Consider the following 18,774-nt stretch of genomic DNA (forward strand, 5'->3'; position numbering starts at 1 on the left):
GGGCGCGCTGACGGACCCGGCCTCCGGGCATGGAGCGGGGCCGCGAACAGCTCACAGGGGGGCGCGGGCCGCGCTGAGGCCGGCTTACCGCGTGCGTAACGCGACCGCGTCGGGGCGCGTAACACGCCTCGCGGACGCTGGAGCGCATGCACACCGAGGCGACACCCACCCACTGTCCGTACTGCGCGCTGCAATGCGGGATGGGCCTGGCCACCGCCCCCGGCGGGGTGGAGGTCGTGGAGCGCCCCGCCTTCCCCGTGAACGGGGGCGCGCTGTGCGGAAAGGGCCGGACGGCCCCCGCCGTGCTCTCCTCCCGGGTGCGCCTGACCGGGCCGCTCGTCCGATCCCACGCCACGGGCCGGCTCGAACCGGCCACCTGGGAGGAGGCGGTCGCCCGCGTCGCCGAGGGACTCTCCCGCACGCGTACGGAGCATGGCCCGGACGCCTGCGGGGTGTTCGGCGGCGGGGGTCTGACCAACGAGAAGGCGTACGCCCTGGGGAAGTTCGCGCGGGTGGCGCTCGGCACGTCGCAGATCGACTACAACGGCCGGTTCTGCATGTCGTCGGCGGCGGCGGCCGGGCAGCGGGCCTTCGGGCTCGACCGGGGTCTGCCGTTCCCGCTGGAGGACGTGCCGCGGGCCAGCTGTGTGATTCTCGTCGGCTCGAACCTCGCCGAGACGATGCCGCCCGCGCTGCGGTATCTGACGGAGCTGAAGGCGAACGGCGGGAAGCTGATCGTCGTCGACCCGCGCAGGACCCGGACCGCCGAGCAGGCCGACCTGCATCTGGCGCCGCGCCCCGGCACCGATCTGGCCCTCGCCCTCGGTCTGCTGCACCTGGTGGTGGCCGAGGGGCGGACGGACGAGGCGTTCATCGAGGAGCGGACCAGCGGCTGGGAGGAGGCGCGGGCGGCGGCGATGGCGCACTGGCCGGAGTACGTGGAGCGGATCAGCGGCGTCCCCGTGCCCCGGTTGCGGGACGCGGTGGCGATGTTCTGCGACGCCGGGACCGGCATGGTGCTCACCGCGCGCGGGCCCGAGCAGCAGTCCAAGGGCACGGACACCGTGGGCGCGTGGATCAACCTCTGCCTCGCGACGGGCAACGCGGGCCGCCCCCTGTCCGGGTACGGCTGCCTGACCGGCCAGGGCAACGGACAGGGCGGACGCGAGCACGGCCAGAAGGCCGACCAGCTGCCCGGCTACCGCAAGCTGACGGACCCCGCGGCGCGGGCGCACGTGGCGGGGGTGTGGGGCGTGGACCCCGACTCGCTGCCGGGCCCCGGCCGGTCCGCGTACGAGCTGCTCGACGCGCTCGGCGGGGACATCAAGGCGCTGCTCCTGATGGGCTCCAACCCGGTCGTCTCGGCGCCGCGGGCCGCGCACGTGGAGGAGCGGCTGCGGTCGCTCGACTTCCTCGCGGTGGCGGACGTCGTGCTCTCCGAGACGGCTCAACTGGCCGACGTGGTCCTGCCGGTGACGCAGTGGGCCGAGGAGACCGGGACGGTGACGAACCTGGAGGGGCGGGTGCTGCTGCGCCGCCGGGCGGTGAGCCCGCCGCCCGGCGTACGGACCGACCTGGAGGTCCTGCACGGCCTCGCCGCCCTGCTCGGCCACGAGAAGGGCTTCCCGACGGACCCGGAGGAAGTCTTCGACGAGCTGCGCCGCGCGAGCGCGGGCGGCCCGGCGGACTACTCGGGCATCTCGTACGCCCGCCTGCGGGCGGGAAACGGCGAGGGAGTCTTCTGGCCGTGCCCGGCGGAGGAGGAGGTCGCGGGGCGGGGGGCGGACGGGGGTGACGGGGGCGGCAGGCCTGCGGTCGGGGGTGAGGTCGGGGTCGGGGGTGAGCTCGGGTTCGGGGTCGGGGTCGGGGGTGAGCTCGGGGTCGGGGGTGGGCATCCCGGGACTCCGCGGCTCTTTCTTGAGCGGTTCGCCACCGAGGACGGGCGGGCACGGTTCGTGCCGGTGGGACACCGGGCGGCGGCGGAGGAGCCGGACGCCGAGTATCCGGTGCTTCTGACCACCGGGCGGGTGCTCGCGCAGTACCAGTCGGGGGCCCAGACCCGTCGCGTCGACGAGCTCAACTCCGCCGCTCCGGGGCCCTTCGTGGAGCTGCACCCGCGGCTGGCCGCGCGGCTTGAGGTGGCGGAGGGCGAGGCGGTGACCGTCGTCTCGCGGCGGGGGCGCGCCGTCGCCCCGGCGCGCATCACGACCGCGATCCGCTCCGACACGGTGTTCATGCCGTTCCACTGGCCGGGCGAGGGCCGGGCCAACTCCCTGACCAATCCGGCACTCGACCCGGTGTCGCGGATGCCGGAGTTCAAGGTGTGCGCGGTACGCCTGGAGCGGGCTCAGCGGGCCTAGCGGAGGTCTGGCGGAGGGCTAGCGAGGGGGCAGGGCGGCGGGCCGGGAAGCGTGTCCTCCCGGCCCGCCGCCCTGTACGTACGGGACCACGGGATCTCAGGTCCTGTCCGTACGGGACCTCAGCAGGTGCGGCCCGTGTAGTACGCGCCCTGGATCTTGCTCGCCGATCCCAGCCAGCTCTGGCCCGGGCCGACACAGCGCTCGTAGTCGGGGGCCAGCGCCACCTCCACCTTGATGACGACGTTCGAACCGTCGCTCGTGCAGTGGTTGTAGAAGGCGTCGCTGCCGGTCTCGTAGAACCCGCAGGGGTTCATCGCGGCGGTCGGGGCGTGAGCGGACGCGGCGGCCGCCACGGGGAGGCCGAGGGTGAGGGCTACGGCGCCGACGAGGACCGGCAGCGAACGGCGAAGGCTCATGGGGCAACTCCTGCAAAGGACGTGGTGCTCACGCACCGACTCGCGCACCGACTGGTGCACACGGAGAGTGCCACAAGGGCAACTCTTCGTGATCAAGTGGTTCGCGTGAGTCGCTCGCACGGGTGAGGGAGTCCACCGGATCGAGTGCGCGAGCGTTTGAGCTGCGCATTTGCGGGGCGACTCGGGCCGCACGCGACGTGCGCGGCGTGCCTGCCCAAGACCATCCACCGCGCCACCCACGCGTCACCCATCGCGTCACCCACCCGCCTCACCCACACGTCCGGAAGGAGCCCCAGTCGCCTCCCGCGATCACCGTTCCCGAAGCGCGCAGGCCCGCCGCCACACGTGGCGCCGCCACGTACACCCACGCGCATGCCGTCCCCCCGTCCGGCAGGACCACCTCGCGCACCACGCGCTCGTACAGGCTGCGGGGGTCGCCCGGCGCGCACTCCTCCAGTACGTCGAGATCGACGAGGAGCCGGTCGTAGGCGGACGCGAGCGCGGTGATCAACTCGCCGTGCACCGGGCCGCTTTCGGGGTCCTCGACCAGATACGGGTAGCCGGGCCCCGCATAGAGGACGGCCCCCGGGAGCCGGGCGGGCGACTCCGTCTCGGCCCTGCCGCGCACGTAGACGGCGTGGTTGCACTCCCCCGGCCGCAGCGTTCCGTAGACGAAGAACGGCAGCCGGGCCTCCTCCGGTATCGTCGTCATGGGGCCGTCTCCTGCTCCACCCACTCCAGGTAGGCCGCGCTCCCCCGTACGACCGGGGTCGCGATGATCTCGGGGGTGTCGTAGTCGTGGGCCTCGGTCAGCCAGGCCTCAAGGGCGTCGTACCGCGCGGCGGCCGTCTTGAACAGCACCTGCCACTCGCGCGCGGTCTCGACGGCACCCTCCCACCGGTAGACCGAGAGGACGGGTCCGTTGATCTGCGCGCAGGCGGCGACCCGCGCCGCGATCGCGCCGCTCGCGAGGTCCTCCGCCTTCTGGGCGGTGTCGGTGGTGGTCAGCACGGTGAGGACCGCAGCCCGTGCGGGCGCGGGTGTGAGTGCGGGTTCGGAGCCTGATCCGGTGGCACGCGTCGACGTCATGGGCCGATTCTCGCCGGGGCGCGCGCAGGGCCGGGCGCGGGGTGCGTTGCGGGGCAGGGTCTGTTGTGGGGCAGGGCCCGTTGCGGCGCAGGGTCCGTTACGGGGAGGGACAAGGCCGGACGGGGCAGGCCAGGCAGGGAGGCGGGGCTCGGGAAGCCGGAAAAGGGACGGCGCGGGGCGGCTCGGGCCAGTGAGGGACGGCGAGGGGCGGCGGGACAGCGAGGGGCGGCGAAGGACGAGGCGGGACAGCAGGGGAAACCGGCCTGGTCGAAGGTCCCGATCTCCGCGATTCCGCCCCGTACGCACCCTCCTGTTACACAATCTCCCGTTTTCCGTGATGGTCGCTTCCTACCGTCGGTAAGGCCATGAACCTTTCCTGCCCCCACCGCCGCCTCCTGCGCCGCGCCGCCGTCCTCACCGCCACGGCAGCCGTCGTGCTGGCCGGCTGCGGCAGCGTGGACGGGCTCGACCCGGGCGAACCCGCGCCGTCCGTGTCCGTGCAGCCGCGCCCCGAACCGCTCTGGCCCGCCTGGACCAGCACGTCGCCCGAGGCGCCCGGCGCCGACACCGCGACCCACCAGCCGCCCCCGGAAGCCCTGAAGGGACTCCCGGTGCTGGGCGACGACGGGCTGCGCACGGAGGACTTCCGCACGATCCTGCGGGCCGACCCGCGAATGAAACCGCTGGCCGACCGAGGCGAGATCAACCACCCCGGACAGGCCGGGATCCGCCCCCCGCTCCTGATGGACCTGACCGGCGACGGGCACCCCGAGCTGCTCGTGGCCGCCGACACGGAGAGCGGCCGCAGCGTGCTCGCCGTCTACAAGGAGCGTGACGGTCACGTGTATCCGGTCCTCTTCACCGCGGGGAAGCGCGTGAGCATCGAGACGCTCGGCCAGGACCTGCTGGTGCGCAGCTGGTGCGCGGACGGCGGCCAGCAGGCCGTGCGGTACCACTGGGACGGCGTACGGATGTCCACGGTGAGCGACAACAAGAGCTACAAGAAGACCCCGGACTCCGACGGCTCCCGGCCGACGGCCCCGACTCCCCCGACGACGCCGACTCCCCCGATGATGCCGACGCCGACGCCGACCCCCGAACTGCCGGGCCGCATCAAGCGGTCGGGCACGGCGCCTCACGCGGGAGCGGCGTCCCGCCCGGACCCGGCACCCGAAGCCGGCACGGACGGGCGGAGATGAGGGCCCTCGTCCAGCGCGCCCGCGCCGCGCTGAACGCCCTCGGCCTGCGCTGGAAGATCGCCGCACTGCTGGCGCTCGGCTGTGCGGTCGTCGCCGTCGCCATCGGGATCCTCGTCCACCAGGCACGCCTCGAACAGGTCTCCGCGAGCGCCAGGTCGGGGGCCGTCGCGCAACTGGTTCGGGTGCGCCAGCTGTACGAGCTGACGGGGCAGGTCGACACCGGCGACAAGTGCATCGACGCCGCCCTCGACGCCCCCGGTCTGCCCGCGTCGCTGCGGACCGCCGCGCTGGACGGCCGGCGGACCACCTACCTCGACATGAGCGCCGGCCACCCCGTCGTCTGGGCGGCGCGACCGGTCGGCGACCACGTCCTGTCGGTGCGCGAGCCGCTGGACGAACAGAGCGCGGAAATGGCGGAGTTCGACCAGCAGCTGATGGCGTCGGGGGCCGTCGTCGTCATCCTCGCGGCGCTCGGCGGCGCGGCACTCGCCAGCCGCCTGAGCCGCGAACTGCGGACCGCCGCGGCCATCGCGCGCCGGATCAGCCAGGGCGAACTGGACGCCCGTATCGACCATCCGCGCGCGCCGGGCAGCCGGCCAGGCAAGGACGAAGTGGCCGAACTCGCCACCGCGGTCGACACGATGGCGGCTTCCTTGCAGCAGCGCCTGGAGGCCGAGCAGCGCTTCACCGCGGACGTCGCCCACGAGCTGCGCACCCCGCTGACCGGCCTGCACACCGCGGCCGAACTCCTGCCGCAGAGCCGCCCCACGGAACTCGTGCGCGACCGGGTGCTCGCCCTGCGCGACCTCACCGAGGACCTGCTCGAAGTGGCCCGGCTCGACGCGGAGGTGGAGCGGCCCGACCTCGACACACATCCGCTGGGCGCGCTGACCGAGGGGATCGTGCAGCGGTCGGGGTGCCCGGTCCGGTTCGCGGTGGCGGACGACACGCACGACGCGCTCGTACGGACCGACGCGCGCCGCCTGGAGCGGATCATCGCCAACCTCGTCGCCAACGCCCGCAGGCACGGGGCCGATCCGATCGACGTACGGGTGGCAGGGCCCGTGGTCACGGTGAGCGACCACGGCCCCGGCTTCCCCGAACACCTCCTGCGGGACGGCCCCCGGCGCTTCCAGACCGGCAGCAGCGAGCGCGGCCAGGGCACGGGGCTCGGCCTGACCATCGCGTTGGGCCAGGCCCAGGTGATCGGCGCCCGCGTGGCGCTGCGCAACGCGGAGAGCGGCGGCGCGGTGGCGGAGGTACACCTGCCGGAGGCATAGAGGTCAGGCGCCGCAAGAGGCCGGGCACTCCAAGAGGCCGGGCACTCCGCGAGGTCGGGCGCTGCAAGAGGTCAGGCGCTCCAGCCGCCGCCGACCGCCCGGCTCGACAGATACGAGTCGCGCAGCGCCTTGCGCAGGCCGGGGACGATCTCGTCGTACCGCCCGGCGAGCGTCTTGAGCGGCTGCTTGTGGGTGCGGAGGTCCGACCGGCTCCACACGCAGGTCAGTTCGAGCTCGACCGCGAACACGGCCATGGTCAGCTCCTCCAGCGGGATGGACGCCGGGTCGGTGCCGTCGAGCACGGTGGCGCGCACCCGCTCCTGGAGGGCGTGCACCTCCTTGGGGTGCGTGACGGTGACCCGGTCGGCGGGGATGAGCCCCATCACCTTGCCGCGGGACACGGTCACTTCCCCCGCGGCGGCGAGCTGGTCGCGGACCGGCGTCTCCGCGGTGTGGGCCTTGTTGTGCACGAACTGGAGCCAGCCCTTCGGCTTGCTGTCGGGCAGGTCGGCCCAGACCGAGGCGGCAAAGGGATCGTCCGGAGCCGTGCCGGGGGTGCGGATCACCTTCCCGCCCGCGGCGTCGAGCCGTCCGTCGCGCGCCAGCTCGGTCAGGGCGCCCGCACGCAGCAACTGGCCGCGGCCTTGCAGGTTGTCGAGCTGGAACTTGCCTTTGTCCACGGTGTAGCAGAGCAGATAGAGCTGTTGCGGCAGGGTGGCGGCGAGCATGGCGTCTCCCGTGAACGTGAGAAGGATGAAGGACGAAGGACGAAGGATGAAGGAAGCGAGGCGGACGGAGATGGGGAGGGGGAAGGGGTGAGGGGTGAGGGGTGAGGAGGGGGAAGGGAGGAGGAGGGGACGGGGATGAGGTCCGGAGGGGATGCCCCTGCGGCCCTCTCAGGCCTCGCGGGTCTCCGTGCGCGACCCATGCGTCCCCTCATCCGTCCCCTCATGCATCCCCTCATGCATCCCCTCGCGGGGTCCCTGGCGGGGTCCCCCGCCGGTCTCCTCGCGGGCTTCGAGGCGCAGGTGTTCGGTCAGGAAGCGTTCGGCCGCGGCGTAGAGGGTGATCACGTTCTCCGGGTTCTCGATGGCGTGGCCCTCGTCCTCCATGACGATGTACTCGACGGGGACGTCCCGCGCGCGCAGGGCGTCGACGAGCCGGTCGGACTCGGCGAGGACGACGCGGGCGTCGTTGGCGCCGTGCACCACCATCAGCGGCGTGCGGATGCGGTCGACGTGGCTGATCGGGGAGCGGGCCAGCATGTCGGCCTCCTGCTCGGGGTCGGCCGGGTCACCGACGTACGTGAACCAGTTGTAGGAGAGCATCGGCTTCACGAAGTCGGGCTGGTTGCGCATGAAGTTGGCCAGGTCCGAGATCCCCACGACGTCGATCGCCGCGGCGAAGAGGTCCGGGGTGAAGGTGACGCCGACCAGTGACGCGTAGCCGCCGTAGGAGCCGCCCATGATCGCCACGCGGTCCGGGTCGGCGTACCCCTGGTCGACCGCCCACCGCACGCCGTCGACGAGGTCGTCGTGCATCTTGCCGGCGAACTCCCCCACGGCCGCCTTGGTGAACGCCTTGCCATAGCCGGTGGAGCCCCGGAAGTTGACCTGGAGCACCGCGCAGCCACGGCTGGCGAGGAGCTGCGCGGCGGGGTTGTACCCCCAGCTGTCCCGGGACCAGGGGCCGCCGTGGACGAACAGGACCAGCGGCAGCCGGGACGGTTCGACGCCGACCGGCAGCGTCAGGTGCGAGGGCAGGGTCAGACCGTCGCGGGAGGTGATCGACACCGGGCACATCGGCGCGAGGGCCTCGGGGTCGAGGTCGGGCTTGGCCCGGTGGAGGAAGCGGCTCTCGCCGGTGGTGTGGTCGTAGAGGAAGGTGACCCCGGGGTCCCGGTCGTGGGTGAAGGCGGCCACCCAGCGCTGTCCGCTCTCGTCGGAGGACAGTGCGGCGAGATCGCCGTCGGACAGCTTCTCCAGGTTGGCGAGGACCGCGGCGAAGTGCGGGTCGAGCGCGTGGACGACCTGCCGCTCCCCCAGGTACCGGACGCCGATCAGCTCGCCCGTACGCCGGTCGCGGATCAGGGGAGAGGGCAGGGCGGGAAACACCCGCGCGCGGGTGTCCAGGTCGAACGTCGGGTGGGAGTCGACCTCGTGCTCCTCGCCGGTGGCCAGGTCGATCCGGGCCAGGCGGAGGCGGTCGCTCCCGCGGTACGAACCCACCCACACACCGGTGCCGTCCGGGGTGGCCTCCAAGGGGTAGACCCCCAGGGGAGCGTCGTCGCCGTCGAACAGTGCCACCGGGTCAAGGGCGCCCGTCGCGCCGTCCCACCGGGAGAGCGAGATGTCGCCGTCGGCCGTGGTCGCCAGGGCGAACGGTTCGCGCTCGCTGTACAGCCAGCCCTCGACGCCGTCGGGGCTCTGGGCGAGGGTCGTGAGGGCGCCGGTGGCGATGTCCAGCTCGACCAGGTCGAAGCGGGCACGGTCGCGCAGGTTCAGCTGGGTGACGACCTTGCCGGGCCGGTCGACGGGCAGGTCGAGGCCGACGGTCCGCACCCCGGGATAGGGGGTGAGGTCCACCGCGGCGGCCTCCGGGTCCGTCAGGTCCACGCGGTAGAGGTGCAGGTTCTCGTCGCCGCCCTGGTCCCGGGTGTAGAGGAGCCACCGCGGGTCGCGGGTCCAGTGGTAACTCACCACTCCGCGGTCCTCGGTGGTCACGCACCGGGCGTCCCCCGGTGCGTCGACGCTCTCGATCCAGACGTTCATGCGGTTCTTCCAGAGCGCCAGATACGCCAGCTGCCTGCCGTCCGGCGAGAGGGTGACCTTCGCGCGGGGCGGCGGTGCGAAGAATTCCTCGACGGAGATGGTCTCCCGCTGTGCCATGTCGGTCCTTCCTGCGGTGGGCGCCTGGTGGCGGCGCGAGGAAGCGGGGCCGAGCGGCCCGCCTGTCACTTAATGACACTGTCACTAAGTGACACACACTGCAAGCCCCCTCTAAAAACGGCGATCGGGGGCAGGGACTCAGACCGGAGCAACCCTTACGTGACGTGGGTCACATCCAGTAGGGGTGGCCAGTACTGTCACTTAATGTCAAGCTATCACTTAGTGACACAGCGACATCGCAACTTGCCCCCCAGACGAACTCGGGAGAACTGACCACCATGAAGGCCAAGAGCTTCCTGGCGACACAGTCCGACACGCAGTCCGACGCACATGCGGAGCAGGCAAGGCACGCAGCTCAGGCGGGACAGGCAGGGCAATCGAGGCCGGCGGGGCAGACGGGGCAGGCGGGAGTGCCCCGGCAGCGCCCCTCGGCCCTCGACCAGGCGGGAGGGACCGAAGGAGTCATCTACTCCGCGCTGCCCGCGCTGGCGTTCGTCGTCGCCAACAGCGTCGGCGGCATGCGGGTGGCGGTCGTCACCGCCCTCGCCTTCGCGGTGGCCATCGGGGTGCTGCGGCTGATGCGCAAGGAATCGGTGCAGCCCGCGATCGGCGGTGTGTTCGGCGTCGTGATCGCCGCGGGCATCGTCTGGTTCACCGGCTCCGCCAAGGACTACTTCCTCATCGGCATCTGGGCGAGCCTGGCCGGCGCCGTCGCCTTCCTCGCCTCCGTCCTGGTGCGGTGGCCGCTGGCCGGCGTGATCTGGAACATGGCGTCCGGCAAGGGCAACGTATGGCGCGCGGACAAGCGCTCGCGGCTCTACTACGACATCGCCACCCTGGTGCTCGCCGCCGTCTTCGGTGCGCGGTTCGCCGTCCAGCAGTACTTCTACGCGACCGACCAGGTCGGTTCGCTGGGCTTCGCGAAGATCGCCATGGGCTTCCCGCTGCTCGCCCTGGCCCTCCTGGTGGTCGCCTGGGCCGCCCGGAGCTCGAACAAGCGCCTGAAGGCACTGGGCTTGCTGCCCGCCAAGCAGGACTGACCTTCCCTTCTCGCGCGGAAAACCCCCGGAAAACCCCCGGAAAGCCCCCACCCGGAAAGAAGGAACGGCATGGCGACGACGAGCCAAGGAGAAGCAGTCCGACCGCTGGGAGCGTTCGAGCGCACCATCGACTTCTACATGCGCCGCAACCCCCTCCAGTTCTCCCTGGTCGCCGAGATCGACCGGCCCGTGGCGCCGGCCGAGCTGGCCGCCGCGTTGGTGGAGCTGGGGCGCCTGCACCCGATGCTCGGGGTGACGGTGGACCGTACGGAGCCCGTGGCCGTCTACCGGACGACCGGGGCCGCGATCCCGGTGACGACCCTCGCCGAGGGCACGCCCTGGCAGACGGTGGTGGCCGACGAGCAGACCCGCCCCATCTCCCCGGTACCGGGGACCTCTTCGGTACGTGCCGTCCTGCTGCCCCGGGGCCCGCGGTGCGCCATCGTGCTGACGTTCGCCCACCAGATCACCGACGGGGTCGGCGGGCTGCGGGCCCTGCTGGACCTGGTGGCGGTCCTGGACGGCGCGGAACTGGCCCCCGGCGGCGTACCGGAACCGCTGGAAGACCTGCTGGCCCGCGAGGTCAAGGCCCAGGAGCCGACGGGCACCTTGAGCACTCCGGACACCTCCAACGCCCCGGACGTCACGGATGCCCCGTCGCCCGCGGCGGACGATCCGCGCATGGGAGCGGTCGGCGAACTCGCCCCGTTCTCCGGGGAGGTGCCGCACCTCCAGGCCCTGGCGCTCGACCGGGAGCTGACCACCCGCCTCGTCGACCGCTGCCGCCGGGAGAGCACCTCGGTGCACGCCGCGCTCTGCGCCGCCGCAGCGGTGGTGTTCCACCGGCGCGGACGGGAGTTCGTACGGATACTGACCCCGATGGACCTGCGCCGGGCCTGCGGTCTGCCCGACGAGGTGGTCAACCGCTTCGCCGGGGCCCGGACGGCGAGCGAGGCGCACGAGGCGGACGACTTCTGGAAGCTCGCCCGCGGGGCCCGCGCCTCGCTCGCGGTGCAGCGCGCTCCGGGCGCCCTCAAGGCCGCCGGTGCGGCGCTGGTGGAACACGGCCCCACCAGCGCGGACGAAGCCGAGGCGATGATGGGCGCGGCCACCGCCGCCGACATCCAGATCACCAACCTCGGTGTGGCGCGGCCACGGTCACGGGGCGCGGACACGCTCACCGCCCTGTGGGGCCCCGGGCAGATCACGCAGTTGCGCGGGGAGCACGTGCTAGGCGTCGTCACCGTCGCCGGACGGCTCCGGATGACGGAACTCACCCATGATCCCGTGGCCGGACTCGTCGGGGAGATGGCCGCCGTACTGGCCGAAGCCTGCGGGGGCTGAGCGTACGGGGGACGGGCGCGGGCGTGGAGCACGGGCGCGGGGACGGGAGACGGGGGGCGGGGGCCGGGGATGGGAGGCGGGGGGCGGGGGCCGGGGATGGGAGGCAGAGGGATGAGGGCCGGGGATGGGAGGCGGGGGCCGGTGTGCGCGACACGAGTGGAGAGGATCGGGATCGGCATGGTGGCGGCCAGGCGTGGTGCCAACGGAATGAGCGGGCAGCGGCGCCACAAGCTGCGCCTGGAGATCTCCCGGGAAGCCTCCCGGCTGTTCTGGGCGCAGGGCGTGGACGCCACCACCGGCGATCAGATCGCCGATGCGGTCGGCCTCTCCACCCGCACCATCTGGCGTCACTTCCGCAGCAAGGAGAGCTGCGCCGAGCCCATCGTGACGCAAGGCGTCGAGTGGGAGATGAGCACGCTGCGCGGCTGGCCCGCGGACCTCTCTCTTGAGGAGCACTTCGCCGCGGAGGCGAGCCGGTTCCGCCGGGAGGCGAGCCCCGTCGAGCGGGCCGACAACGCCCTCGCGGTACGGATGATCCGGCTTGCCGACACGGAACCTGCCCTGCGGACCGCCTGGCTGATGGCCTGTGACCAGGTGGAGCGCGAGATGGCCGAGATCGTCGCCGAGCGCCTCGGGCTCCCGGCCACGGACCTCCGGGTACGCCTGCACGCCGCCGCGGCTTCCGCGGTCCTCCGGGTGATCAACGAGCACATCGGCGCGGCTCTCCTCGACGGGGCCGACCCCGCGGAGTTCACCGACGCCTCGGTCCGCGTGGCGAGCGCCGTCCGCGGGGCGACGGGAGGGGCCGTGGGGGATCCGATCGCGAGGACGGAGGCGCGCGTTGCGGCGGGTGGGCTTGCTGGGGTGAGTGGGGGTGCTGGGGTGGGTGGGCTTGCTGGGGTGGGTGGGCTTGCCGTGGCGGACACAGGCGGCGCTGCCACGGATCCGGTCGGAGCGGTCGGACCGGTCGAACCAGTAGCCCCGACCGTGGAGAACTCTTGAGGCCGGCGGCAGGGAACCCGAGCGACCGGCGGCGGCGTCGGCTGCGGCTCGAGATCTCCCGTGCCGCCTGCCGCCTGTTCTGCGACCGTGGCGTGGCCGCGACCAGCGGGGACCGGATCGCCGCGGCGGTCGGCCTGTCGACGCGCACCATCTGGCGTCACTTCCGCAGCAAGGAGAGCTGCGCCGAGCCCATCGTGATCGAGGGCGTGGAATGGGAGATGGGCGCGTTGCGCAGCTGGCCGCGCCACCTCTCCCTGGAGGACCATCTCGCCGCGGAGGCGCTCAGGTACGGGAGCGCCACCACCGGCACGGGTTACGGGAGCGCCTCCGTCGGCACGGGGTACGGGAGCACCGCCCCCGGCACGGGGTACGGGAGCACCGCCCCCGGCACGGGGTACGGGAGCACCGCCCCCGGCACGGGGTACGGGAGCGCTGCCGATGCCGTCCGGCGTGCCGACGCCCTGCTCGCGGTCGAGGTGGTCCGGCTCGCGGGCCGTGAACCGGCGATCCGTACGGCCTGGCTCATGGCCTACGACCACGTGGAGCGCGAAATGACCACGATCATCGCGAGGCGTCTCGGACTCCCCGCCGGTGACCTCACGGCGCGGCTGCACGGGGCGGCGGTCGCCGCCGCCTTCCGGATCGTCAACGAAGGGCTCGGCGCGGGCGGGCCGCGCGGTGCCGTTCCCGAAACCCCGGCGGACTTCGCGGACGACGTCATCCGACGCCTGGCACGGGCGGTACGCGAAGCCACCGCGGGCGCGATCGGCGACGCGGTGGCCCCTGAGGCGACGAAGGCAGAGGCTGAGGCGGCGGAGCTTACGTGACCGCGCTGGGGAGGATCCTCGGCCGCCATCCATCCCAAGTGCCGGGGCCCGCCTCACCTTCCGTACGGGCGGACCTCCTTGGCGCTGCGGAGTGCCCAGGCCCACCAGTGGAGCTGGTCGAGCATCGACTTGGCGGCGGCGTTCGCGGCGGTCGGGTCCTTGTGGGTGCCGTCGTCGGCGAACTGGCCCCCGGCGTTGTGGAAGGAGACGGTGTCGCGGATCGTCATGGTGTGCAGCTCGGCGAAGACGGGCCGCAGGTGCTCGACCGCACGCAGGCCGCCCGAGAGCCCTCCGTAGGAGACGAAGGCGAGGGGCTTGGCCTGCCATTCCGCGTTGTGCCAGTCGATGAGGCTCTTGAGGGACGCGGGGTAGGAGTGGTTGTACTCGGGGGTGAGCACGACGAAGGCGTCGGCGGCCGCCAGCTTCGGCGTGACCTTGCCGAGCTCGGCGAGCGTCTCGGGTGACGGGTTGAAGGAGAGCGAGGTCGGCAGGTGGGAGTCGGCGAGGTCGATGACGTCGACCTCGAAGTCCCCGTGCTCCTGGATCCGGGCCAGCAGCCAGTCGGCGACGATCGGCCCGAAGCGTCCTTCGCGGTTGCTCCCGACGATGACGGCCACGCGGAGGGGCGTGGCGGGCGTAGCGGTGTCGGCGAAGGGGGTGGTGGAGGTTGATGTAGGCGTAGAGGTGGATGCGGGCGTAGAGGTGGACGAGGAATCAGCGGCATTCATGTTCTGCGTCATAAGAGAGAGCCTCGACGCTCAACCTAGGTTGAGGTCAAGCACCTCCTACAACGAAGTCCACCGACCCCGTCCGCTCCCCTTCACGACGAACTCACCGGACCCCCGGCGACCCCCTCCCACTGCAACTCCGCAGGACTCTTCGCCCTCCCGCTGCAACTCCGCATGACTCTTCGCCCTCCCTCCCGCTGCAAGTCCACCGGGCTCATCGGCCATCCCCTTCCACTGCAAACCCACCCAGCTCTTCAGCCGCCCTCCCACTGCAAACCCACCCGGCTCTTCAGCCGCCCTCCCACTGCAAACCCACCCCGCTCTTCAGCCGCCCTCCCACTGCAAACCCACCCCGCTCTTCGGCCCCCCTCCCACTGCAACTCCGCAGGGCTCTTCGCCACCCCCTCCCGCTGCGAGCTCGCCGGGCTCATCAGCACCCCCTCCCCCCGCAAGCCCACCCGGCTCATCAGCCGCCCCCTCCCGCGGCGAGTCCGTCGGCCCCCAGCCGCTCCCCCACGCTTGCCCCACCCTCGCCACAACCCCTGCCCCACCCCTGCCCTGCCCTGTCCCTGACCCGCACCTCCCCCACGTCGTACCGTGACCCCCATGACAACTCCCTCGCCTCTTCAGCGCCTTGAGATCGACGGGCGGGCCGTCACCGCCGACCGGCTCGTGTGGGCCGCGCTCGGGGGCGTCGGGCACTTCACCGCCATGCAGGTCAGGGGCGGTGCGACGCGAGGGCTCGGGCTGCATCTGGAGCGGCTCGACGCGGCCACCCGGGAGCTCTTCGGCCGGGAGCTGGACGGCGAGTACATCCGCGGGCTCGTCCGGCACGTGCTCCGGGACGACATCACCGATGCCTCCGTACGCGTCCACGTCCACGCACCCGAGGGCGAGCCGTCCGTCACGGTCACCGTCCGGGCGCCCGGCGGGATCTCCGAGAGCCCGCAGGCCCTGCGGTCCGTGCCGTACCAGCGGCCCTTCCCGCACATCAAGCACCTGGGCGGCTTCGGACAGGCCCGGCACGGGGAGCTCGCCCGCCGGGCGGGTTTCGACGACGCGCTGCTCACGGCCTCCGACGGAACGATCAGCGAGGGCGCCGTCACGAACATCGGCTTCTTCGACGGCACGGAGGTGGTCTGGCCCGACGCCCCCTGCCTGGAAGGCGTCACCATGCGGCTGCTCGAACCGCTGCTCCCGGCCGCCGGGTATCCCTCGCGCCGGGCCCCGGTCACGCTCGCGGACCTCTCCTCGTACACGGCTGCGTTCGTCACCAACGCGCGGGGCATCGCGCCGGTGCGCCGGATCGACGACACGGAGTTCGCGGTCGACGGGAAACTGATGGGGACGCTCGCGGGGCTCTACGCCGACGTGCCCTGGGACGCCGTCTGAGGCGGGCTCAGACCGGCCGGGCGCAGGCCCGCCGACAGCCCGGAGCCCGCCCGCCGCCAGCCCAGAGCCCGCCCGCCGACGGCCCGACGCGCAGCCTAGCGCACGGCCACCGACAGCCCGGCGTACGGCTCGGCGCACGCCCGCCGACGGCCCGACGCACAGCCGCCGACGGCTCGGCGCACGCCCGCCGGCGGCCCGGCATCACCGCGCCGGGCCCGCCGCGGTGACGCCCGGTCAGCCCTCGGGTCACCCATTCACAGGCGCCCCGCGCCCCCTTCGGACACTTCTCGGCGACACGCCGGGTGACCTGCTGGAATGTTTCCGTCGACGTGTCAGAACCCGCTCCACCACTGGGTTTCTGACTGCCCCTCAGGAGGCGTGCGCCGCCGAGTGCCACTTACCTCGGTAGAGCGGGGTTCGACCGACGCAGCGGCACTTGGAGGTGCCGCGGGCCGTGCCCTCTGATGGTCCCTCGGAGGAGCAAGCACGATGCGCAAAGCCCGCCTGCTGACCACTGCCGCGCTCGCCGTCGCATCGGCGGGTCTGCTGGCACCACCCGCCACCGCCACGGTGCTCGCCGCGGGGGGCGGCCTGGAGATCCACCCGGCCACCGTCACGCCCGGCTCCACGGTCACCGCCCACACCACCGCGTGCGGCGCCGACGGCACCGCGTCGGGCGACGCCAGCGCGGTGGGCGCCGGCACCTTCACGCTCGCGCCGGGCGGGGAGAAGGAGAACGCGACCGGCGAGTTCAAGGTGCCGCCGTCGGCCCAGCCCGGCACGTACGAGATCGTCGCCCGGTGCTCGGGCTCCGGCGCGGACGGCAAGCGGGTGGCGGGCGATCTGGTCGTGTCGATCACCTCCACCGCCGCCGCCCGCGAGCAGCAGCAGGTGACCCCGAAGGGGCACGTGAAGACGGGGGTCGGCGGCGCACTCGGCCCCGACCCCGTGCAGACCGCGGCGGGAGTGGCGGCGCTGGCCGTCGCCGCCGCGGGCGGTACCTGGCTCCTGCATCGCCGGGCGAGAGGCGACAGGATCTGACGGACACCCTCCGCTGTCCACCGGTACCGCCAGCCCCCTCCCTCTCCGGATCCGCCTGTCCCTCGCGGACCCGGAGAGGGATGCGGGGACCGGCCTCCCCGAGCCCCGAGGGGGACGAGTCGAGTGATGCGCAGGAGAAACCCGGCCGGAGAGAGCCTTCGCGGGAAGGGCCCGCACGGGGAAAACTCGGAGAGGGAGAGCCCGGATGGGGTGAACCCGGGCAGGGAGAGCCCCCACGAGGTGAACCCGGACGGGGAAAGCCTGGATGGGGTGAACCCGGACGGGAAGAGCTCGCACGGGAAGAGCCCGCACGGGGTGAACCCGGCCGAGGAGAGCCTGCAAGGGAAGAGCCCCCACGGAGAGAGTCCTCGCGGGAAGAGCCCCCACGGGGAGAGTCCGCGCAGGGAGAGTCCGCACGGAGAGAGTCCGCGCAGGGAGAGCCCCCACGGAGAGAGTCCGCGCAGGGAGAGTCCGCACGGGAACAGCACCGGCAGGAGGCGGCCCGGCAAGAAGACCCTCAACTCCGTCCTGGGCGCGGTCACCGTGCTGGCCCTGTGTTCCGGCGCATGGCTGCTGCACAACGGCACCGAGTCCCATCCCCCGCCCCAGCCGTCCGCCGCGCAGGCCGCCTCGGCGCACCCCTCCTCGGGCCACGCCCCGGCCGCCGCCGCGCTCCCGCCGTCCCCGCCCGACCGGATCCGCATCCCCGCGATCCGGGTCGACGCGCCTCTCATGGGGCTCGGTCTCAACCGCCAGGGCAGCCTGGACGTACCGCCGCCGAAGAAGACGAACCTCGCGGGCTGGTACGAGTCGGGGACGACGCCCGGCGAGAAGGGCACGGCCATCGTGGCGGGCCACGTCGACAACGCCGACGGACCGTCCGTCTTCTACGACCTGGGCGGGCTGACCAGAGGCCGCACCATCGAGGTCGAGCGCAGGGACGGCAGCGTCGCGGTCTTCACGGTCGACGCGAACGAGGTCTACGACGCGAAGGACTTCCCGGACGACAAGGTGTACGGGGCGGCGGACCGGCCGGAGCTACGGGTGATCACCTGTGGCGGCGACTACTCGCGGAAGACGGGCTATCAGGGCAACGTCGTGGTGTTCGCGCACCTGACGGACGTGCGGTGAGCCAGGTTCGGGGAGAGGTGCCTGACGGACGTGGATGTGCGGTGACCCTGGTTCGGAGGACGGGTGGTGGGCACCGCCGGCGCCGGCCCGCGGAAAGACCGCGCGGGGCCTAGGCGAACCACTGCTCGTACGCCATCTTCGCCACCAGTCCGAACACCGTGGTGAGCAGCACGACCCGTACGAAGCCGCTGCCCTTCTTCAGCGCGGTCCGCGCGCCGAGCATGCCGCCCGCGAGGTTGAAGACGGCCATCAGCCCGGCCAGTTGCCACAGAACCGAGCCCTGCCAGGCGAACATCGCGAGGGCGCCGCCGTTGGTGCAGCAGTTGACGATTTTCGCCGTGGCGGAGGCGGTCACCAGGTCGAGGTGGAGCACCGCGGTCAGCGCGAGGACCAGGAAAGTGCCGGTGCCGGGTCCGATGAGCCCGTCGTAAAACCCGATGCCGAGGCCCGCGAGGCCGATGGCCGCGAGGATCCGCCGGGGCGAGGCGGGCCGTGCGGGCGGCGCGGTGCCGAACGCGGGCCTGAAGATGACGAAGGCCCCGACGCCGAGCAGCACCACCATGATCACGGGCTTGAGCACCTCGGTGCTCATCCCGGCGGCGAAGAAGGCACCGCCCATGGACCCGGCGAGCGCGGCAAGCCCGATCCGGACGGCGGTGGACACGTCGACGGGGGTCTTCCTGACGTACGTCACCGCGGCGCCGGCCGTCCCGACGATGGCCACGGCCTTGTTCGTCCCCAGGGCGTGGGCGGCCGGTGTCGATCCCGGCAGCCCGAGCAGCAGTGCGGGCAGCAGCAGGAGGCCGCCCCCGCCGACCACCGCGTCGATCCAGCCTGCCGCCAGGGCGGCCACGCAGAGGACGACGACGGTGGTCAGAGATATGTCGGGCATGATCGCGACCTTACGAAGAGGGTGATCGCGCCGTCCACGCATTACAGGAGAGTTGAGGGTCTTCAGAGGTTCGTTTCGGGGGTTCGTTTCGGGGGCCCGTTTCAGGGGCCCGTTTCAGGGGCCCGTTTCAGGGGCCCGTTTCAGG

17 protein-coding genes are annotated in these 18,774 nt (G+C 72.7%); 10 read left to right on the forward strand and 7 right to left on the reverse strand.

Annotated features, from left to right (window positions below; translation table 11 throughout):
• Positions 1-146 precede the first annotated feature (146 nt).
• Complete coding sequence (locus QBL25_RS15150) at positions 147-2,360, forward strand: molybdopterin oxidoreductase family protein (RefSeq protein WP_409057561.1); 2,214 nt, start codon at positions 147-149, stop codon at positions 2,358-2,360.
• A 119-nt stretch (positions 2,361-2,479) separates the two neighbouring features.
• Here QBL25_RS15150 and QBL25_RS15155 read toward each other — a convergent pair whose 3' ends face one another.
• From QBL25_RS15155 to cutA, 3 genes are all read right to left on the reverse strand, one after another.
• A complete protein-coding gene (locus tag QBL25_RS15155) occupies positions 2,480-2,776 on the reverse strand; it encodes a DUF6355 family natural product biosynthesis protein (protein WP_409057562.1) in 297 nt (98 codons plus the stop codon).
• A 268-nt stretch (positions 2,777-3,044) separates the two neighbouring features.
• The gene (locus tag QBL25_RS15160; RefSeq protein ID WP_409057563.1) at positions 3,045-3,488 is read right to left on the reverse strand and encodes a gamma-glutamylcyclotransferase family protein; all 444 of its coding nucleotides are present in this window, start codon (positions 3,486-3,488) and stop codon (positions 3,045-3,047) included.
• Positions 3,485-3,865: a divalent-cation tolerance protein CutA gene (gene cutA, locus QBL25_RS15165; protein ID WP_409057564.1), complete on the reverse strand. Its 381-nt coding sequence runs from the start codon at positions 3,863-3,865 to the stop codon at positions 3,485-3,487. The genes QBL25_RS15160 and cutA overlap by 4 nt, the downstream gene beginning before the upstream one ends.
• 365 nt (positions 3,866-4,230) lie before the next feature.
• Here cutA and QBL25_RS15170 point away from each other — a divergent pair, with 365 nt between their 5' ends.
• Both QBL25_RS15170 and QBL25_RS15175 read left to right on the forward strand, forming a co-directional pair.
• Entirely contained in the window at positions 4,231-5,064 is an 834-nt protein-coding gene (locus tag QBL25_RS15170; protein WP_409057565.1) for a hypothetical protein, read from the forward strand.
• Positions 5,061-6,344 (forward strand): ATP-binding protein, encoded by a 1,284-nt coding sequence (locus QBL25_RS15175; RefSeq protein WP_409057566.1) that lies wholly within the window; start codon positions 5,061-5,063, stop codon positions 6,342-6,344. The genes QBL25_RS15170 and QBL25_RS15175 overlap by 4 nt, the downstream gene beginning before the upstream one ends.
• A 71-nt stretch (positions 6,345-6,415) precedes the next feature.
• Here QBL25_RS15175 and QBL25_RS15180 read toward each other — a convergent pair whose 3' ends face one another.
• Positions 6,416-7,072 carry a GOLPH3/VPS74 family protein gene (locus QBL25_RS15180; protein ID WP_409057567.1) on the reverse strand — a complete coding sequence of 219 codons (657 nt, stop codon included), beginning with the start codon at positions 7,070-7,072 and terminating at the stop codon, positions 6,416-6,418.
• A 168-nt stretch (positions 7,073-7,240) separates the two neighbouring features.
• The gene (locus tag QBL25_RS15185; protein WP_409057568.1) at positions 7,241-9,232 is read right to left on the reverse strand and encodes an alpha/beta fold hydrolase; all 1,992 of its coding nucleotides are present in this window, start codon (positions 9,230-9,232) and stop codon (positions 7,241-7,243) included.
• A gap of 410 nt (positions 9,233-9,642) precedes the next feature.
• On the opposite strand from QBL25_RS15185, the gene QBL25_RS15190 reads away from it, so the two are divergent.
• The 4 genes from QBL25_RS15190 (at position 9,643) to QBL25_RS15205 (ending at position 13,445) form a co-directional block, all read left to right on the forward strand.
• Positions 9,643-10,272, forward strand: a complete 630-nt coding sequence (locus QBL25_RS15190; protein WP_409057569.1) for a DUF3159 domain-containing protein — start codon at positions 9,643-9,645, stop codon at positions 10,270-10,272.
• A 69-nt stretch (positions 10,273-10,341) separates the two neighbouring features.
• Positions 10,342-11,616 carry a phthiocerol/phthiodiolone dimycocerosyl transferase family protein gene (locus QBL25_RS15195; RefSeq protein ID WP_409057570.1) on the forward strand — a complete coding sequence of 425 codons (1,275 nt, stop codon included), beginning with the start codon at positions 10,342-10,344 and terminating at the stop codon, positions 11,614-11,616.
• A 207-nt stretch (positions 11,617-11,823) separates the two neighbouring features.
• The gene (locus QBL25_RS15200) at positions 11,824-12,618 is read left to right on the forward strand and encodes a TetR/AcrR family transcriptional regulator (protein ID WP_409057571.1); all 795 of its coding nucleotides are present in this window, start codon (positions 11,824-11,826) and stop codon (positions 12,616-12,618) included.
• Positions 12,615-13,445: a TetR/AcrR family transcriptional regulator gene (locus tag QBL25_RS15205; protein ID WP_409057572.1), complete on the forward strand. Its 831-nt coding sequence runs from the start codon at positions 12,615-12,617 to the stop codon at positions 13,443-13,445. Before QBL25_RS15200 ends, QBL25_RS15205 begins: the two co-directional genes overlap by 4 nt.
• A 53-nt stretch (positions 13,446-13,498) precedes the next feature.
• Here the strand turns inward: QBL25_RS15205 and QBL25_RS15210 are convergent, their stop codons facing one another.
• Positions 13,499-14,173: an NADPH-dependent FMN reductase gene (locus QBL25_RS15210; protein ID WP_409057573.1), complete on the reverse strand. Its 675-nt coding sequence runs from the start codon at positions 14,171-14,173 to the stop codon at positions 13,499-13,501.
• A 606-nt stretch (positions 14,174-14,779) separates the two neighbouring features.
• On the opposite strand from QBL25_RS15210, the gene QBL25_RS15215 reads away from it, so the two are divergent.
• The 3 genes from QBL25_RS15215 to QBL25_RS15225 all read left to right on the forward strand — a co-directional run bounded on the left by QBL25_RS15215 (position 14,780) and on the right by QBL25_RS15225 (position 17,737).
• The gene (locus QBL25_RS15215) at positions 14,780-15,565 is read left to right on the forward strand and encodes an aminotransferase class IV family protein (protein ID WP_409057574.1); all 786 of its coding nucleotides are present in this window, start codon (positions 14,780-14,782) and stop codon (positions 15,563-15,565) included.
• Between the two features lie 489 nt (positions 15,566-16,054).
• Positions 16,055-16,606, forward strand: coding sequence for a hypothetical protein (locus tag QBL25_RS15220; protein ID WP_409057575.1), 552 nt, complete (start codon positions 16,055-16,057; stop codon positions 16,604-16,606).
• Between the two features lie 543 nt (positions 16,607-17,149).
• Positions 17,150-17,737, forward strand: a complete 588-nt coding sequence (locus tag QBL25_RS15225) for a class F sortase (RefSeq protein WP_409057576.1) — start codon at positions 17,150-17,152, stop codon at positions 17,735-17,737.
• 109 nt (positions 17,738-17,846) lie between these two features.
• On the opposite strand, the gene QBL25_RS15230 is transcribed toward QBL25_RS15225, so the two are convergent.
• Positions 17,847-18,629, reverse strand: a complete 783-nt coding sequence (locus tag QBL25_RS15230) for a sulfite exporter TauE/SafE family protein (RefSeq protein WP_409057577.1) — start codon at positions 18,627-18,629, stop codon at positions 17,847-17,849.
• Between the last annotated feature and the right edge of the window lie 145 nt (positions 18,630-18,774).

The sequence above is a fragment of the Streptomyces sp. SYP-A7185 genome, assembly GCF_046103685.1.
GTDB lineage: Bacteria > Actinomycetota > Actinomycetes > Streptomycetales > Streptomycetaceae > Streptomyces.

Excerpts from the sequence above, each read along its gene's own strand:
- QBL25_RS15180 (WP_409057567.1), bottom strand. The coding sequence starts at position 7,072 with ATGCTCGCCGCCACCCTGCCGCAACAGCTCTATCTGCTCTGCTACACC.
- QBL25_RS15175 (WP_409057566.1), top strand. The coding sequence starts at position 5,061 with ATGAGGGCCCTCGTCCAGCGCGCCCGCGCCGCGCTGAACGCCCTCGGC.
- QBL25_RS15185 (WP_409057568.1), bottom strand. The coding sequence starts at position 9,232 with ATGGCACAGCGGGAGACCATCTCCGTCGAGGAATTCTTCGCACCGCCG.
- QBL25_RS15160 (WP_409057563.1), bottom strand. The coding sequence starts at position 3,488 with ATGACGACGATACCGGAGGAGGCCCGGCTGCCGTTCTTCGTCTACGGA.
- QBL25_RS15200 (WP_409057571.1), top strand. The coding sequence starts at position 11,824 with ATGAGCGGGCAGCGGCGCCACAAGCTGCGCCTGGAGATCTCCCGGGAA.
- cutA (WP_409057564.1), bottom strand. The coding sequence starts at position 3,865 with ATGACGTCGACGCGTGCCACCGGATCAGGCTCCGAACCCGCACTCACA.
- QBL25_RS15195 (WP_409057570.1), top strand. The coding sequence starts at position 10,342 with ATGGCGACGACGAGCCAAGGAGAAGCAGTCCGACCGCTGGGAGCGTTC.
- QBL25_RS15155 (WP_409057562.1), bottom strand. The coding sequence starts at position 2,776 with ATGAGCCTTCGCCGTTCGCTGCCGGTCCTCGTCGGCGCCGTAGCCCTC.
- QBL25_RS15220 (WP_409057575.1), top strand. The coding sequence starts at position 16,055 with ATGCGCAAAGCCCGCCTGCTGACCACTGCCGCGCTCGCCGTCGCATCG.
- QBL25_RS15215 (WP_409057574.1), top strand. The coding sequence starts at position 14,780 with ATGACAACTCCCTCGCCTCTTCAGCGCCTTGAGATCGACGGGCGGGCC.
- QBL25_RS15210 (WP_409057573.1), bottom strand. The coding sequence starts at position 14,173 with ATGAATGCCGCTGATTCCTCGTCCACCTCTACGCCCGCATCCACCTCT.
- QBL25_RS15230 (WP_409057577.1), bottom strand. The coding sequence starts at position 18,629 with ATGCCCGACATATCTCTGACCACCGTCGTCGTCCTCTGCGTGGCCGCC.
- QBL25_RS15170 (WP_409057565.1), top strand. The coding sequence starts at position 4,231 with ATGAACCTTTCCTGCCCCCACCGCCGCCTCCTGCGCCGCGCCGCCGTC.
- QBL25_RS15150 (WP_409057561.1), top strand. The coding sequence starts at position 147 with ATGCACACCGAGGCGACACCCACCCACTGTCCGTACTGCGCGCTGCAA.